The organism is Gilliamella sp. B14384G10 (genome assembly GCF_016101685.1).
Lineage (GTDB): Bacteria > Pseudomonadota > Gammaproteobacteria > Enterobacterales > Orbaceae > Gilliamella > Gilliamella apis_A.
This window is the reverse complement of sequence record NZ_JACFQA010000002.1, coordinates 91,875-109,938: the sequence shown is the minus strand read 5'-3', so window position 1 is coordinate 109,938 and position 18,064 is coordinate 91,875. Positions and strand designations below refer to the sequence as shown.

The window sequence follows — 18,064 nt, the reverse complement described above, 5'->3', positions numbered from 1 at the left end:
CGACTATTCGTATTCATAAAACTAGATGTAAGTTAGTCAATTTGAATTGTTTAAATCTAAACCATGTTGAGGAGACCATATGTCATCAAAAAAATCAGTTGCACAGATTATTGTTGATGTTTTAGCTCAAGCCGGTGTGAAACATTGTTATGGTATTGTTGGCGATACGTTAAATCAGATTACTTCTGCTATTAAAAAAAGTGATGATATTGAGTGGGTACATGTTCGTCATGAAGAAGTTGGTGCTTTTGCTGCTGGCGCTGAAGCCTATTTGACCGATCAAATAACTGCATGTGCTGGTTCTTGTGGACCGGGAAGTTTACATTTTATTAATGGTATTTATGAAGCACAACGAAATAAAGTACCGCTTATTTTATTGGCTAGTCAGTTGGTTACTTCTCAACAGGGAACGGACTTTCCGCAAGAAGTTGACTTTGAGGCTGTTTATAAAAACTGTTCTGTTTTTTGTCAGCAAATTACTGACCCAACCCAAGCAAGACGAATTACAACTGCTGCGGTTCAAACTGCGATTAATCAGCGTGGGGTTGCTGTTTTAGTTATTCCTTACAATATTAGTTTAACCAAAGTTGAGGATAACAGTGGACACAAAATCTATCATCCCAAACCAATAATTCGTCCATCTGATGATGAATTGGCTAAAATTTCTGAAATTTTAAATAAAAATAGTAGAGTGACAATTTTTGCTGGGCATGGAGTGTCAGATGCTCATGATGAGTTAGTTGCTCTAGCCAATAAATTAAAATCACCGATAGTCCATACATCAAGAGCTAAAGATTTTGTTGAATATGATAACCCTTATAATGTTGGTATGACGGGGATGTTTGGTATGGAATCAGGTACCACGGCTATTAAAGAGTGTGATGTACTTTTAATGTTGGGTGTTGATTTTGCATGGTCTCAGTTTTATCCAGATAATGCAATAATTATTCAGGTCGATATTGATGCTACTCATCTTGGTCACCGTCATAGTGTAGAGATTGGTGTAGTCGGGGCTAGCAAACCAACTTTGGCGGCCTTATTACCACTAGTTGATGAAAAAACAGATACGACATTTTTAGATAAATGCCGTGAGTTACACACTAAAGCAATCGATAAATTAAATAAAAAAGCGATACCATCAAAAACCGTCATTCACCCGCAATATTTAACCGAATTGATTGATAAGTATGCTAATGATGATGCAGTACTGTGTGCTGATGTTGGTTCGGCAATGGTTTGGGCATGTCGCCATTTTTCAACCAATGGTAAAAGACGTACCGTTATTAGTCTAAAACACGGCACTATGGCCAATGCGATGCCACAAGCATTGGGTGTGCAAAAGGCCTTTCCTCATCGTCAAGTTATTACCTTATCAGGGGATGGAGGTATTAGTATGCTGTTAGGTGATTTATTGACCACAATTCAGGAGGATCTACCCATCAAAGTTATCGTTCTAAATAATAGTTCACTTAATTTTGTTGAATTAGAGCAAAAATCGGAAGGGCTTGTCGATCACTATACAGATTTAAAAAATCCTGACTTTGCAAAAGTTGCCAATGCAATGGGTTTGTATTCAATTAGAGTTGATAATTCCGATTTGCTAGAAGTGGCTGTACAATCATTCTTAGCTCATCCTGGTCCAGCTTTATTAGATGTTAAAACTAGTGAGTATGAATTAGTCATGCCGCCAGAAATACATAGTTCACAAGTGATGGGAATGGCGCTTTATAGTGTAAAAGCATCATTACATGGCAAAATGAAAGATGTGGTTAATTTGTTAATTGATAATTTTGTTAAAAAATAAATCATTAAGTTAACAATTAAGTATTATCTAAAAAAATTTTGAGGAAAGGGGTTTTTTAGCCTAACTTTAACGATATCTGCCGCATATAGCGGCAGATAAGTTGAATTAAAAGCTAACGGCGCCTTCTTCCGCTGAAGTAAGATTCTCTCTAATAACCGAATAAAGTTCTCGACCAAAACCTTGATGTGAATCAGTTAGATCGATTGGTTCTGCTTGTCGCATTGCTAGTTCAGCTTCGTCGACCAATAATGTGATTTCGCCAGTTTGACCGTTGACTCGAATCATGTCACCTTGTTGTACTTTGCTCAATAATCCTCCAGCATAAGCTTCAGGGGTGACATGAATTGCCGCTGGTACTTTACCTGAGGCGCCAGATAAGCGGCCATCAGTTAATAAGGCAACTTTATAACCGCGATCTTGTAACACACCCAATGGTGTTATTAATTTATGCAGTTCAGGCATACCGATTGCTTTTGGACCTTGATAACGTACAACTACAACACAATCTTTATTGAGATTGCCAGCTTTATACTCTGCATCTAAATCATATTGACTGTTAAAAACTACTGCAGGTGCTTCAATAATTTGATGCTCAGCAGTAACAGCAGACGTTTTCATTATGGCTCGACCTAAATTGCCCGACATGACCTTTAGTCCACCATGGGAATTGAAAGGTTTTTTAATTGAAGCAATCACATTTTCATCTAAAGATTTGGTTGGGCCTTCACGGAAGATGAGTTTGCCATTTTCTAAAATTGGTTCTTTGGTATAACGGCTTAATCCACGCCCCACAACTGTTTCAACATCTTCATGTAATAAGCCTCCAGCTAATAATTCTCTTACTAGTAATGACGTTCCACCAGCCGCTTGGAAATAATTGATATCAGCTGGTCCATTTGGGTATATTCGACTAAGTAGCGGTACAACAGTTGATAAATCAGAAATATCATCCCAATTAATAATAATACCAGCAGCTTTAGCCATAGCAACAATATGCATGGTTAGGTTGGTTGACCCACCTGTTGCTAATAGAGCAACTAAGCCATTAACAATGACTTTTTCATCAACCATTTTACCGACAGGCATATAATTACCTGATTGGTTTGTTAAGCGCGTAATCTGTTTTGCTGCTGCATTTGTTAATTCGTAACGTAATGCTGTTTCTGGATGTACAAAGGCTGCGCCAGGTAAATGTAAACCCATTAATTCAATGACCATTTGGTTACTATTCGCGGTACCATAGAAAGTACAGGTTCCGCTAGAATGGTATGATGCAGATTCAGATTCTAATAGATCTTCACGTGATGCTTTTCCTTCTGAATAAAGTTGGCGAATACGGACTTTTTCTTTATTCGATAGGCCTGAAGGCATTGGTCCTGAAGGGACAAAGATAGCCGGTAAATGCCCAAAAGATAGAGCGCCAATAAATAACCCTGGTAAAATTTTATCGCAAACGCCAAGATAAAGAGCACCATCAAACATATTATGCGACAAGCCAACAGCAACTGACATTGCAATGACATCTCGGCTCATGAGGGAAATTTCCATCCCTGGTTCACCTTGTGTTACTCCATCACACATGGCGGGTACGCCACCGGCCATTTGACCAACAGCACCTATTTCATGTAATACTTTGCGAATTTGTTCGGGGTAATATTCATAAGGTTTATGTGCAGATAACATGTCATTATAAGAACTGATAATGCCGATATTACTTTTTAGTATATTTTTAAGATCATTTTTATCATCCAAACAACAAGCAGCAAAGCCATGTGCTAAGTTGCTACAAGGTAAACTTGCACGAGTGACTTTTTTTAACATAGCTTGTTCTATTTTTTGTAAATAAGCCTCACGTGATGCTTTAGAACGATTAATAATTCGCTGAGTTACAGCTAAAATAGTGGAATTCACATTAACCTCTCCGATCTTTTTATTTTTTATTGTTATAAATTTATTCACAATTACATATTGAATTAATAACCTGCATAGTTTCATTAATAACATCAATTAGCGATTGTTCAATATTGATGGCATAGACATCTTTTTCATCGGCAGTAGGTTCTTCTAAGGTGTCAAATTGTGACTGTAACATGCCAGATTTTTGGTAATGTCCTTTACGTTCAGCTAGACGCTGTTCAATAACCGCAAAACTTCCTTTTAGGTAAATAAAGTGAATATTTTCATTTTCGCCACGAATAATATCTCGATATTGTTGTTTTAATGCGGAACAAATTATGATCGAAACATCATTGACGTTACTCATCGCAAATGCGGCGTTACTAATTAGATTTAACCACGGCAGCCTATCTTCATCATTTAGCGGAATACCACTACGCATTTTTAATATATTGGCTTTGGGATGTAGAAAGTCGCCATCTAAAAAAGCCGCATTTAGGTTATCGGCAATTTGTTTAGCAACAACTGATTTACCACTCCCAGATACTCCCATAAAAATGAAAATATTTTTCTTTTTTTCGGTCATTAGCTTATTCTCTAAACCATTCTGTTACGGGTAACATTTTGTCACTATAATCTTTTATTGCAATATAAAAAAGTTTCTTTTGTGACCTAGATCATATTTTTATTTGCGATCAAAAAATATTCATGTAGCTATTTTTCTTTGTTTTGTTGTTTTCGCTATTATTTATAGCCATTTTTTGCAACCAAGTTAAAGTGAATGTACTGGGGCTTGTAGATATGAAACTAGTTGCTAGTTAACGATTTGAAAATAATTTTTATAATCAAAATGTTACATCTATGTTGATTAAATTAATTATTAAAGTTGTGGTAAACTTTTTAGATAGTGTGTCGACTTTGATAAGTCATGATTTAAGTATAAATTACTAATATAACGATTAATTAATAACTTTTTGATTGTATGCCTAAAAACCTAAGCATACAATCAATATATCAAGCATTATTTAGTAATATCATTCATGATTTGTTTAAATGCAGAAAATGAACAAAAACCATCTTTATTAATTGGACAATTTTCCATTTCTAATACAATTTTTTGCGGAGGAGTTTTCCTATTTAATTGGGTCAAATTACGAATTTGATCGGTTGACTGATAAAAATATTCAATTTTCATTAATGCTTCACCAGTCTTGTTATCGCGCCATTTTTGAAATACAACTTTTCCACCAATTGGCGTAGTTTCAAATTGATTTGCCAGTGTATACGACTTAATTTTTATGGCGGAAAATAGTGATGCAACATTTGAGTCATGGCCGACTAAAAACGTAAATTTGCTTTTGTTGTTTTTTTCTGAAAATGTTTGATTGATATAATTAACTAAATTGGCTGCGATTTGTTTGGCTACAACAGGCGAACCAAATAATACGGTATTATAATTTTCTTTGATAGCGACTAATTTCTCAAACTGCTCGTTATTCTTTATTTTACCCCAGGCTATATCTGTTAATGGTGCCCCTTCGTAATATTGTAATATAAAGGCATCCGCAATTGATGTTCCAGTACGAAGCGGGCCTGTTATACCGGGTTCTTTGCCTTTTTCAATAATGAGTTTGGTTGGTAACGCAGTAAAATCACATTGTTTATCATTTAGACAATTTGCCGAATTTGCATAATTGATTATTTTGGACATGTCATTATAGGCGTTATCCAATTTTTTATTTAATCCTTCAATACCATTTGCATCAGCAATTTGATTGATTGATGCAATGGCAGACTCTTTAAATGTTGGGCTATCATCTTTAATTACAGGAAAGAATGTAGGATCCATAGTCCCTAATTTTTCTTTATGAACAATTGGAACAATGCAACCAGGAAAAGCGCCAACCGCAAAGTACTGACCAGTTGCGATAGTTCGTTGTAAGCTATTAGTATAAATATATACTTCTTTTTCTGTTGGACATGTATTTTCGCTTAATAATTTATTATCAACTAACCATTCACTAAAATAATGTCCAAAATAACTTTCTAATACTCCACCTCGGGTAGTTAAATAACTAGCAGGTGTATCCCATTGTGGCCATTGATTAGGAGTTACTTTACCTAAAGTACTATTTGGGCTAGCTAATGGAGCTCGCAATCCATGACGGCTGAAAACCACCACTTGTTCTAATGTATAATTATCTATTGTTTCTAATGCTTGTGTTGAGAAAGATAAAGCAAAAGATAGGCCTAATATTAATTTTAATTTTCGCATAAATAACCTCTTAAGTAACGTTCGAGGAGATAAGATCACCATGATATTGCTTGTGATAAGTAGGAGGTAAACACCAATAATTACTTCAATTAAATAGTATATTTTTACTCTATATTACTTATCGATCCTAATATAATAAGAGGAAAGAAAATAGATTTAATAGACATATAAACGTCTACACGATTAACCTTTATGCCTCTTAATTTTGTTAAAAAAGTGTATAGATTTTTAAATCAAAATATTGCTAAGATCAGCTGATGTTTGATAAACAACATTACCGTTTATAATGGTTGCAACAATTTGATTATCATCATTTAATAATACTAAATTGGCTAATTTGTTAGGTGCAATACTACCTAAAATATCGTCAATTCCTAATGCTTTAGCTGGATAATAACTACCATGCAACCAAGCTTGTTCGAAAGGCATATTAGTATAATCAGCAAAATTAGTTACCGCATTCTCAAGGGTCAATGTGCTACCAGCTAAACCACCATTGTTAGTCCGAACAACACCATCTTGCATATGTACTTGTAATTTACCTAGATAATAATCGCCATTTGGCATTCCCGTTGCTTGCATCGCATCAGTAATTAGTAACAGATTTTTTCCACAACATTTATGGGCGATGTTAATCGCAGCTGGATGAACATGGTGTCCATCGGCGATAATTTCGGTTTGACAGTTATCGATACTTAATGCTGCACCAACAACTCCTGGTTGTCTATGATGTAATCCGGACATACCGTTATAGCAATGTACCACGCCGCTGGCACCAGCTAATATTGCATCTTTAATTGTTTGATAGTCGGCATTAGTATGACCTAACATAACACGGATATTTTGTTCATTTAGCCATTTGATAATAGCGAGGGCATTTGGGTATTCTGGTGCTAGAGCAATGCATTTTAATGTCCCTTCAGCCAATGATAACCATTTTTCAATTATTGCTCGATCCGGTGCGCATAGAAACTCTTCAGGATGAGCGCCCTTATGTATATCACTAAAAAAAGGTCCTTCTAAATACGAACCTAATATTGTTGCGCCTGAAACGCCTTTTTTTATACTGTTTTTGACTTGTATTAATGCTGCTTCAATCTTTTCATAACTTTCAGTTACTGTTGTCGCTAAAAAAGCACCCACTCCGTGTTTTGCTAAAAAACAGCTTATGGTATTTAATGATTCATGAGTAGCATCCATAGTGTCAGCGCCCATAACACCATGAATATGAGTATCTATGAGCGCTGGTAACAGTTTTATTTGGTTCGTACAAGGTCTATCATTAGGCTGAATATCAATAATTTTTCCATTATTAATAGTGATAATTGCATTATCAATCCAACCAACAGGTGTTAAAACCTTTTGAGCACAAATTTGTTTAAATTCCATCAGAACATTCCTTATCAATAGTTGATTGTTTTTGATGTTCATGCCATAAGCTAGTTATTGTTTGTCTACCATTTTCAATAGTTTCTTGACGAATGGTTGTGATATCTAAATTTTCACGCAGTAACAAAATTTCAAGTAACAGTGGCATATTAACACCGCTAATTACTTCAATATTTTTGTGTTGATAACTTAGGACCGCCGCTAATCGAAATGGTGAACCACCGACAATATCAGTTAAAAATAAAACGCCGTCACCACAATTAGTTTCCTGAAATGCTTGGTGCAATTGTTCCTCTAATTGTTCGCTACTCATACCATCAGGAAAATTTATAGCCGTAAATTGTGGTTGTTTACCAATAATTTGTGTGGCGGCTTCGTAAAGCCCGGTAGCAAAGCTACCGTGGCCGGTTAATATTATTCCTAACATAATTCCCTCTATAAAAATCCGACTAATTTACCTACAACACCAATAATAACGGTTAAACCAATTAGTTTTACTGGTGAGAAATTACGTTTCATCAAACTATAAACAATTAACGTAAAGCCAAGTGGTAATATATTTGGCATCAATTTATCTAATACATCAGCTTGAAGCGCAACATGAGCCTGTCCTGCATTTATTTCTAATGGTGTAGATAAATGTACATATGAGGCAACTAATGCTCCTATTACTGTCATACCGATTATAGATGCAGCATGTGAGATACGTTTAGTATGCGTTTTTAATAAAGGTAAAGCACTGGTACCAGCATGATAGCCATAATGAGCTAAACCAAAACGTAAGCCAAAATGTACAATATTAAACATTAGTAGGAAAATTATTGGCCCAAAAAAACTACCTTCTAAGGCTAATGATGCACCAATTCCAGCGCATATTGGCAGTAACGTTAACCAAAATAATGCGTCTCCTATTCCACCTAAAGGTCCCATTAACGCGACTTTCACCGCGCGTATAGTTGAAATATTTTCTTTGCCTTTTTCCATGGCAAGAACTAATCCTGAAAGGAAAGTGGCGTCAAAAGGATGGACATTAATAAATTCCATATGCATATGCATCGAATTTTTAAGATCATCTTGGTTTTTATGTATTTTACGTAATGCTGGTAAGATAGTATAAAGCCAACCTCCTGCTTGCATACGTTCATAGTTGAATGACGCTTGTAAAGCAAGGGAACGAAACGCCATTCGGTTAATATCACCTTTGGTTAGTGTTACATCTTGGCTTTGATCATAAAAAGTATCGGCTGTGGCTTTGCTTGTCGCTAATGCTTGTTCCATACGTTTTGCTTCTTTCTCGGCCATTTTTTTATCGTGATCGTTATTAAATTCCATCTTCCACCTCCATTGAATCTGAGCTTACTGGCTTGTTACTATCGTTGTTTTCACGGCCATAATTAAAGAAATCAATCATTGCTATAGCTAGAGCGCCTAATGCAATCGCTAAAATTGGTAAATTAAGGAAAGTCACACCAAGAAAACCTAAAATGAAATAAGCAATATAGGTTTTCTTCATCATAATTTTCATTAACATTGCAAAACCGATGGCCGGCATCATACCACCAGCAACACTAAGTCCATCAAGCAACCATTGCGGTGATTTTTTAACTAGTGCTGTTGCTGCGTCAGCACCAAAGTAGATAGGTAAGAAAGCAACAATAAAATAGAAACAAAAAAGAATAATCATGCCAAGATAGTTAACCCATTCAATTCCTTTAAAATTGAGTTGATCAACGAAGCGATCACATTTATGCATCATTGGTGAGTATATGGTGAATAAAATAGTGATACATCCTTGTACTGCAATAGCAAATGGTACGGCAATACCTATTGCAACTTTAGGATCTGCATGAGTTAAGATTGCAAAACTGGTACCAATTACACCACCGATAACCACATTAGGTGGTTGTGCTCCTGCTAGCGGTACCATTCCCATCCATACCAGTTCTAATGATCCTCCAACATATAAACCGGTTGTAACATCGCCTAAAATTAATCCAACTAACGGCCCTATTACGATAGGTCTGTGTAAATGAGTCAGGCCATCAAATAAATCTACGCCAGCTATACCGGCTAGAAGTCCAATTAATAATGCATCCATTAACATAGTATGCTCCCTCAAGTTAAGATAGATTGATTAAATCCGCTATTTTTTCGCCAGCTTCATCAGGTACTCGGCGGATTTCGCAAGTTACACCTAATTGTTCAAGTTCTTTAAATGCTGCGATATCTGATTCATCGACAGAAACTGTTTTATGAATTTGTTTTTTACCTTCAGAAAAATGCATATTACCCACATTGACAAATTTGATTGGTACGCCACCTTTAACGAGGGTTAATACATCTTGTGGTGTTTTACAGACAATAAAAATTTTTTGTCTTTCAGCGGCTTTGCCAATAATGTCGATAGTTTTTTGTAAGGTAAAATAACGAGTTTGAATGCCTTCAGCAATAACCATGTCCATTAGATTTTGTTGGACTGGATCTTGCGAAGCACTGTCATTGGCGACTAATAATAGATTCGCACCAAGTGCATTAACCCAAGTTACGCCAACTTGACCATGAACTAAACGATTGTCTATACGTGTCATAAGAATATTAGGTGTGCTCATTGCTATTAAGTCCTTTTGTTTATTTGTTTAACAGATTCAGGTAATTAGTTTTTATTAAATGGATAAATATTAACGCCTTTTACTACTCGATTAACTTCTCCGGTTGGACAAGGGTTATCTGGAGTCAGTCCAAGATGAAGTGATTTTTCAAACGCTAACATTTGTGCGAAAACTAGATAAGGAAAAATCAACCAACAATCAGGGAGTTTACAATCTACCGATAATATTTGTTGATCTATACTCTCTTGACTTGTCAGTGCTATGACGTCGGATGCAATTTTGTCATGAACAAGCTCATTAAATAGGTCAATATCGTATTGGTGAACATATGGCTCGCTTGAGAAAAAACAGACAACTAAACTTTTTGTATCAACCATAAATTTTGGGCCATGACGTAGTCCTAATATTGAATCAAAGCGGGTTGCTACTTTACCGGCGGTTAGTTCTAAAATTTTTAAGGCAGATTCTTGTGCAATACCTGTGAAGCAGCTACTACCAACATAGATAACGCGATCATGTTCTTTACTAGCTAATTGTTTAGTTATTGATTGCCAGCTTGATAGTTTGTCGTCACAAATACTAGCAATTTCCATTACAGCATTGTGTGCTTTTTCAAGATCAAGCTTGTCTAGAAGTAGAAGTGTGGCAAGCATCATACTACTTATACTTGACGTCATTGCAAAACTTAAGTCATGTGTTCCTTCAGGCATGACTAGATGAAAAATACGCTTAGGATTGTTTTCTTTTGCCGTATATTCTGTTAATGCACAGGTTGGGTTACAGGTTAAAAACAGATGGTAGCAGTCAGAAACTATTTGATCTGCTAATTTGACTGCAGCAACACTTTCTGGACTATTTCCTGATCGCGCAAATGAGACAATTAACGTTTTTTTATTTGGTGATAAATATTGCTGAGGATTAGTGACAATCTCTGTTGTCGCATAAGCGTGAACGTTACGATGAGTCTGTTCTCTTAGCCATGGTGCCAGAGCTACACCGCCAAAAGCGGACGAGCCAGCACCTGTCAATATTATTTCTAAGTTTGGATCGGAAAGTAAAGGTTGTAAAAATGATTGTAATTGACTTTGCTGTTGTGAAATGATTTGTAATAAATTTCGCCAAATTTGTGGTTGCTGACAAATCTCTTTCGCAGTATGTTGAGCGCCGTGTTGTTCTAACCAATCTAACGAATAATTCAAATATTTTTGCATAATCTATATCCTTTTTAATCATTCCAATAAATTTATAAAGTTTAATAATCTACAATGACTACATTTATTCCTAGTTGATGTAATTGTTCTAGATAATCCTGTGGAATTTTTGTGTCAGTAATGATAGTGTTAATTAGATTAATTTTTTCAATCGTACAGAAACTTTTACGACCGAACTTTGTTGAGTCAGTCATTGCGATAATTTGCTCTGAAACTTGACACATTACCTTGTTGACATTAGCTTCACCGAAATTTGGTGTAGTAATGCCAGCATTTAGATCAAAACCATCAACACCTAAAAAAAGCTTGTCAAAATGGTACATTCTTAATTGTTGTTCTACTGTAGGGCCGGAAATAGAGTAAGCTTTTGTTCTGATGTTCCCTCCAGCAATAATTACTTCTATGTCATTATTATTTGATAATTCATAGGCAATATTTACTGCATTAGTAAAAACAATTAAGTTTTTTTTGTTACGTAAATAGGGAACCATAGCTGCTGTTGTCGATCCTGAATCGAGAATGATTCGGTCTCCATCATTAACCATTTCAGCTGCTTGCTGAGCAATTTTATTTTTAATGTTCGAATTGATACGGCTTTTGTCTAATAATGGTTTATCTAAAGCAAAGGATTTATTTAACATTGCTCCACCATAACAGCGCAATATACAACCTTTTTCTTCAAGGTGTCTTAAATCGTTTCGGATGGTAACGCTTGATACTTTAAATAATTTACTTAATTTGTTAACTGATACGGTATTCTCTGTATCAAGTAAATGAATAATTTTTTCTCTACGTTGTAAAGTATTGATTATTTCTTTATTCATTTTCTACCACTCATTTGACTTTCGTTTCTTTATTAAATTTAAACATAGATAAGGGATCGAAAAATGATAGATAGGTCACAAAATTGGTTAGGTAAGAAAAAATTGAAATATTATTTCCATTTAAAATAAAACGAAAGCTTTCAATGTGAAAGATAAGCAGTAAAAAGAATATTAATGTTATTTTTCAAATTTTTAACTTAAAAGAGAAATCATATAAAAGAAAGACAGCTAAACAATAAAAAAATATCCGCTTTCATTGTTTAGAGTGATCTATGTCACAAATTTGTAAATTTCATTGATTATAAGATTGTTAATCAAAAATTATAACTAAGAGAATATAGAGGTTGATATAGATATTGAAACACCGATTGGTGTTTCAATAACTTAATTGTGGTTATTTTTTCATTCTGGTTGGCTATTTTTACTGCGCTTAACAAACATCATCACGGCAAAAGCAATAACGGTTAAATAGATAATGAAGATACCATATGTTGATAACATATCGACAAATGAACGTCCGCGTATACCTATGTCACGGAAGAAGCGAAATAACCAAACTAATGGAAAGGCATGACTAACATAAAAGGCCCATATTGGCATAATGCCTACTGCCATGGTTGAACCGCCCATAATAAAGCCGGGAGGAACAAGGAAAATCATTTTACTTGCTCCTTCGCCGGGATGGTTAGTTTTCCAAGATAGTAGTAAACCTAACCAACCAAAAGCTAAACCAGTCATAAAAATGCTTGGTACGAAAGTAAAATAGTTACCATCAAAACGTAGTTGACCGAATATTACCAATATTGCTGTAATCAAGGTTAAAGCAGTGGTATAAAATAGGGCATAAGGCACTGTTCTGGCTAATAATGGTAAAAAACCTCGTTCAATTACTGTATTCCACATCCCCATGGTTTTTAATCGACCAATAATCATTAATGAGGTTAATCCATAAGTTAATGATGAAAAGAAGTAAACAAAATAGATAATAGTGGATATTGTTGATGAACTAGCCGGATTAAACATGGTTCTCGTTTTTAATTGCATTGGTGATAAGGTCGCTTCTGTTGCTTCTCGACCTAGTCCTAATGCTGCGACTTTACCAACACTTAATTCTGCACCTGATTCAGGGATAATTTCATTAAGGCTTTGCATTACTTTAGCATTTTGGGCATCATTTGAGTCATCAGCAAAATAACCTAATTTAACCGTCTGATCACCTTTTTTTAGCGATTTTTCTAACCCTTTAGGGATATATAAAACGCCTAAATTACGATCATGTGAAACCAAGGTAATTGGATTAATTGGCGATCGAATCACTTCTGTTATTTCAATAAATGGTGACGTATTTACCTTACTGATTAATTCAGTTGAATAATTAGAACCATCTAGATCAATAACGGCGATTTTTCCTTCAAAAACTGAACCATGACTCAGAACAATTGAAAAAATAAGTGATACGATGGCTGCTAAACCTAAGCACACTTTATAATAAGGAATGAAGTGGCCTGATAACATAGCATCAAGCTCTTCAAGCATAGATTTAATGATGTTTTGTCGCATCATTGATCAACCTCAATTGTCATACCGGTTAATAGTTGTGGAATAGATTCCATATAAATTCTGACTTGGTAAGATGTTAAATCGGCCTGTCCACGTTCTCGAGTCATGCGTAAGTCAGCAAATGATGGCGCAGCAGTTGCAAATCGAACGGTGCCTTTTACGGTTTTATCTAATGCAATAACATTCGCCTTTACCTTTGTGCCTGGTTGATAATCATTGACCATTTTTTCATTAACATAAATATCGACATATTTGCGATTAGTTTCTAATAATACAGCTGGAGCTCCAGCAGGTGCCATCTCACCATCTTCAAACATCAGTTTTAGTACTTTGCCATCTTCTGGCGCAACTAATGTTAGTCGATCGTAATTGACTTGTAATTGTTTTAAATCAGCTTGAGCTTGTGCTAATTGCGCTTTAATCTGAGCAAGCTGATTTTGACGATTTTGCAGTTTTTGTCGATCAATAGTGATCGATTGCAATGTCATACCCGTAGCATTTCTAGTTTGTTCAAACTGGTTAATTTGGTCTTGAGTTGCTCCAATCATTAAGGTTGATAATTGGCTTTCAATCTGTACCACTTGCATTTTTGTACTAATGTAGACATTTCGTGCAGCGTCAAGTTGTGATTGAGAGGTACCGCCCGTTTTTCTTAATTGAGTATGGCGTTGAAATTCAGTATTAGCTAGATCACGAGCAGACCTTGCCGCTTCAAGATTAGCTTTAACTTCCTCAATTTTTCGCCAAGTTGATAACTCATTAAGATTGATTTCATTTTCAGTGATTTCGATTGCTGCTTGTTCTTGATTAACCGCAGCAGTTTGACTATCAACTAGTGCTTGCAAGCGATCAATTGATAGCTTGGTATCAATATCTTCAAGTTGCATTAATGGGTCGCCTTTTTTAACGAATTGTGATTCTTGGACAAAGCGTTTAATCACTTTTCCACCTACATTTTGAAAGGCAACATTGATTTCATCAGCGGTTAATACCCCTGATTTGATACTTTTAGCAACAGTTACTGCATCATTTCTTGAACCAAGACAAATTAATGTAGATCCAAATAGAAGTAGCAATAAAAATATAGCAGGAATTTTAATGTTTTTTGGTAAATCTAAGTTTAATTTATTTTTCATTTATTTAGTCAGCTAAGTATATTGTTAAAATATCATGATTATGAATAATTATTGGCAATTATTTACGTAATAACTTGCGTAACATTGCAATTAAAGATTCCTGCTCTTGTGCATTTAAGACTTGAGCAAAAGCACGAATCGATTTTAAGTGATTAGGTAATGCCTTTTGGATAAGATTTTCCCCAGTTACAGTAAGGGTGATTAGTCGAGAGCGGCCATCTTCTCCACTTTTGGTCATCGATATTAAAGGATCGGGTGCAGCTAACATTCGTTTCACCATTACCGAAACGGTTGCTGGTGTTACGCCAACTCTTAATGCTAACTCGCTAGCGCAAGTTTCTCCTTCACTATACAATGACATTAATAAGGCAAATTTTCCTTCAGATACATCATAATCTTTGGCTAGTTGTGCATAAATATTTGATCGAATTAAATCGGCGGTGGTGATTAAACTTAAGACAAGATCAACGCCTGAAACCTCAATAATTTCATCATTAAATCTTTGTGCTTTTGCTAAAGTTTCGCGAGAAGGAAGTATTCTTGAATTGTAATTCAATTGTCATTACCTAATTTATTTAGTCGGCTAATTATACTTATTTAACCCTAATTGGCAATCCTTTTTTTATTCGTAATTTGTGATGTTTATCATAATAATATTCTAATGTTACTTGATACTTAAATCGTGAAAAATGATAACTCATTGTTTTCAAAATTATTATTTTATCTACTACTAAAGAGGTAATCCTTGAGGATAATTATATTCTGTTTAAAGTTCCTTAAAATATCAATTAGATAAAAATTAAATAATTGAATTAAAAATAAATTTGGAGCTTTTTATGAGTAAAACCAATCTCGTCATTATTGGCAATGGGATGGTTGGCCATCGTTTTGTTGAAGAAATTATTGATAAAATGCAGGCTGATAAGTTCAACATCACTATTTTTTGCCAAGAACCTAGAGTTGCTTACGATCGTGTTCATCTTTCATCCTATTTTTCAGGACATACCGCAGAAGCATTATCTTTAGTTAGAGAGGGTTTATATCAAGAAAATGATATAAATATTCTACTTAATGAGCGGGTTATATTAATCAACCGACAACGTAAAGAAGTGCATTCACAAACAGGACGAATAATCTCTTATGATAAATTGATTATTGCAACGGGATCTTATCCATGGATACCACCAATTAAAGGTGCTGATGGTGCGAATTGTTTTGTTTATCGTACTATTGAAGATCTTGATGCTATTCGTAATTGTGCCAGCAATTGTAAAACTGGCGCAGTAGTGGGTGGCGGTTTGCTTGGGCTTGAAGCTGCTGGGGCGCTAAAGAATTTAGGCATTGAAACTCATGTCGTTGAATTTGCGCCAGTGTTAATGGCAGAGCAACTTGATTCTATGGGGGGGGAACAGTTACGTCGAAAAATTGAGGAGATGGGGGTTGGTGTTCATACCAGTAAAAATACCCAAGAAATTATTCATACACCATCAGGTAAAATTATGCAATTTGCTGATGGTTCATCACTTAAAATTGATTTTATTGTTTTTTCAACAGGTATTCGACCTAGCGATCAATTAGCTAAAGCATGTGAGCTTGATATTGGCCCTCGTGGTGGGATTGTTGTTAACGATTATTGTCAAACATCAGATCCTGATATTTATGCGATAGGGGAATGTGCTTGTTGGCAAGGTAAAGTTTATGGTCTTGTTGCCCCTGGATATAAAATGGCGCAGGTCGCGTTAGCCCATTTAATCGGCGAAAATGCTAAATTTGAAGGCGCTGATATGAGTGCTAAACTCAAGTTGATGGGAGTCGATGTCGGTAGTATTGGCGATGCCAAAGCTAAGACGCTCGGTTGTCGGAGTTATGTTTACTTAGACGAAAATATCCCAGTTTATAAAAAATTAGTGGTTTCAAATGATAATCGCAAATTGCTTGGTGCTGTATTAGTTGGTGATACAGCAGACTATAGTAATTTATTACAATTAATGCTTAATAATATGGATCTGCCAGAGCATCCTGATAGCTTAATTTTACCTTCTCATGCCGGAGCTAAACCTGTATTAGGCGCTGATGCTTTGCCGGATAATGCACAAATATGTTCCTGTTTTGATGTAACAAAAGCAAAAATTGTGCAAGCTATTCATGCTGGTTGTCATACGGTGGCAGCAATTAAAGCCGAAACGAAAGCAGGTACTGGCTGTGGTGGCTGTATTCCATTAGTAACACAAATCCTTAATTTAGAATTAGCTAAGCAAGGTATTGAAGTCAGTCATGCCCTTTGTGAACATTTTAAATATTCTCGTCAAGAGCTTTTCCATCTTATTCGAGTTGAAGGATTAACTTCTTTCAGTGAAGTGATTACAAAACATGGTACTGGTTATGGTTGTGAAGTCTGTAAACCAACAATAGGGTCAATATTAGCATCATGTTGGAATAATTATATTCTTAAACCAGATCTTGTTCCTTTGCAAGATAGTAATGACATTTTTTTAGGTAACATCCAAAAAAATGGTACTTATTCCATTATCCCACGTAGTGCTGGTGGTGAAATTACACCAGAAGGCTTAATTGCGATAGGCCAGATTGCAAGGAAATATAATCTGTATTCGAAAATCACCGGATCTCAGCGAATTGGTTTATTCGGTGCACAAAAAGACGATCTTCCAGCTATCTGGAAAGAGCTCATAGCCGCTGGTTTTGAAAGTGGTCATGCCTATGCGAAGGCGTTACGTATGGCTAAAACATGTGTGGGTAGTACTTGGTGTCGTTTTGGTGTTGGCGATAGTGTCGGTTTTGGCGTTGAATTAGAAAATCGTTATAAAGGTATTAGAGCACCTCATAAATTTAAACTTGGTGTTTCAGGTTGTACTCGGGAGTGTGCGGAGGCGCAAGGTAAAGATATTGGTGTTATTGCTACTGAAAAAGGTTGGAATCTATATGTTTGTGGTAATGGAGGTATGAAGCCTCGTCATGCTGATTTACTTGCTGCGGATTTAGATAAAGAGACGCTTATACGTTATTTGGATCGTTTTATCATGTTCTATATTCGCACAGCTGATAAATTACAACGAACTTCCGTTTGGTTTGAGAATCTTGAAGGAGGAATCGATTATTTACGTAGTGTGATTATTGATGACAAGTTAGGTATTAATGCCGAACTAGAAAAAGAGATGGATCGAGTTCGACAATTAGTAGTCTGCGAATGGAAAGAAACAGTGGATAACCCAGCAGCACAAATCCGTTTTGCCCATTTTGTTAATAGTTCTAAGCGTGATGATAATGTTCAATTTGTGCCTGAACGCGATCAACATCGCCCAGCAACTCTTGAAGAACGTCAAACTATGTTAGGAGAATAGA

At 35.6% G+C, this 18,064-nt stretch carries 15 protein-coding genes; 2 read left to right on the top strand and 13 right to left on the bottom strand.

The features are described from left to right. Positions 1-79: 79 nt before the first annotated feature. Entirely contained in the window at positions 80-1,804 is a 1,725-nt protein-coding gene (locus tag H3T54_RS04745; protein ID WP_198221229.1) for a thiamine pyrophosphate-dependent enzyme, read from the top strand. 105 nt (positions 1,805-1,909) lie between these two features. Here H3T54_RS04745 and edd read toward each other — a convergent pair whose 3' ends face one another. The 13 genes from edd to H3T54_RS04680 form a co-directional block, all read right to left on the bottom strand. Continuing rightward, the gene (gene edd, locus H3T54_RS04740; protein WP_198221227.1) at positions 1,910-3,715 is read right to left on the bottom strand and encodes a phosphogluconate dehydratase; all 1,806 of its coding nucleotides are present in this window, start codon (positions 3,713-3,715) and stop codon (positions 1,910-1,912) included. A gap of 40 nt (positions 3,716-3,755) precedes the next feature. Further along, complete coding sequence (locus H3T54_RS04735) at positions 3,756-4,286, bottom strand: gluconokinase, GntK/IdnK-type (RefSeq protein ID WP_198221225.1); 531 nt, start codon at positions 4,284-4,286, stop codon at positions 3,756-3,758. Positions 4,287-4,721: 435 nt separating this feature from the next. Beyond that, positions 4,722-5,975 carry a bifunctional glucose-1-phosphatase/inositol phosphatase gene (gene agp / locus H3T54_RS04730; RefSeq protein ID WP_198221223.1) on the bottom strand — a complete coding sequence of 418 codons (1,254 nt, stop codon included), beginning with the start codon at positions 5,973-5,975 and terminating at the stop codon, positions 4,722-4,724. 228 nt (positions 5,976-6,203) lie between these two features. Further along, positions 6,204-7,364: an N-acetylglucosamine-6-phosphate deacetylase gene (nagA, locus tag H3T54_RS04725; protein WP_198221221.1), complete on the bottom strand. Its 1,161-nt coding sequence runs from the start codon at positions 7,362-7,364 to the stop codon at positions 6,204-6,206. Further along, positions 7,354-7,791, bottom strand: a complete 438-nt coding sequence (gene agaF, locus H3T54_RS04720; RefSeq protein ID WP_198201668.1) for a PTS galactosamine/N-acetylgalactosamine transporter subunit IIA — start codon at positions 7,789-7,791, stop codon at positions 7,354-7,356. The genes nagA and agaF overlap by 11 nt, the downstream gene beginning before the upstream one ends. 8 nt (positions 7,792-7,799) lie before the next feature. Further along, positions 7,800-8,696, bottom strand: a complete 897-nt coding sequence (locus H3T54_RS04715) for a PTS system mannose/fructose/sorbose family transporter subunit IID (protein WP_110446982.1) — start codon at positions 8,694-8,696, stop codon at positions 7,800-7,802. After that, the gene (gene agaW, locus H3T54_RS04710) at positions 8,686-9,468 is read right to left on the bottom strand and encodes a PTS N-acetylgalactosamine transporter subunit IIC (protein ID WP_086362647.1); all 783 of its coding nucleotides are present in this window, start codon (positions 9,466-9,468) and stop codon (positions 8,686-8,688) included. Before agaW ends, H3T54_RS04715 begins: the two co-directional genes overlap by 11 nt. Positions 9,469-9,484: 16 nt before the next feature. Continuing rightward, entirely contained in the window at positions 9,485-9,973 is a 489-nt protein-coding gene (gene agaV, locus H3T54_RS04705; protein WP_086362646.1) for a PTS N-acetylgalactosamine transporter subunit IIB, read from the bottom strand. A gap of 44 nt (positions 9,974-10,017) precedes the next feature. Then, positions 10,018-11,184, bottom strand: a complete 1,167-nt coding sequence (locus H3T54_RS04700; RefSeq protein ID WP_198221219.1) for an SIS domain-containing protein — start codon at positions 11,182-11,184, stop codon at positions 10,018-10,020. Positions 11,185-11,225: 41 nt separating this feature from the next. Continuing rightward, positions 11,226-12,008, bottom strand: coding sequence for a transcriptional repressor AgaR (agaR, locus tag H3T54_RS04695; protein WP_086362644.1), 783 nt, complete (start codon positions 12,006-12,008; stop codon positions 11,226-11,228). Between the two features lie 402 nt (positions 12,009-12,410). Then, positions 12,411-13,571, bottom strand: a complete 1,161-nt coding sequence (locus H3T54_RS04690; RefSeq protein ID WP_198221217.1) for an ABC transporter permease — start codon at positions 13,569-13,571, stop codon at positions 12,411-12,413. Next, the gene (locus H3T54_RS04685) at positions 13,568-14,704 is read right to left on the bottom strand and encodes an HlyD family secretion protein (protein WP_198221215.1); all 1,137 of its coding nucleotides are present in this window, start codon (positions 14,702-14,704) and stop codon (positions 13,568-13,570) included. Before H3T54_RS04685 ends, H3T54_RS04690 begins: the two co-directional genes overlap by 4 nt. Positions 14,705-14,762: 58 nt before the next feature. After that, the gene (locus H3T54_RS04680) at positions 14,763-15,260 is read right to left on the bottom strand and encodes a MarR family winged helix-turn-helix transcriptional regulator (protein WP_198221213.1); all 498 of its coding nucleotides are present in this window, start codon (positions 15,258-15,260) and stop codon (positions 14,763-14,765) included. 280 nt (positions 15,261-15,540) lie between these two features. On the opposite strand from H3T54_RS04680, the gene nirB reads away from it, so the two are divergent. Next, positions 15,541-18,063 (top strand): nitrite reductase large subunit NirB, encoded by a 2,523-nt coding sequence (nirB, locus tag H3T54_RS04675; protein ID WP_110446985.1) that lies wholly within the window; start codon positions 15,541-15,543, stop codon positions 18,061-18,063. The last annotated feature ends 1 nt before the right edge of the window (position 18,064 follow it).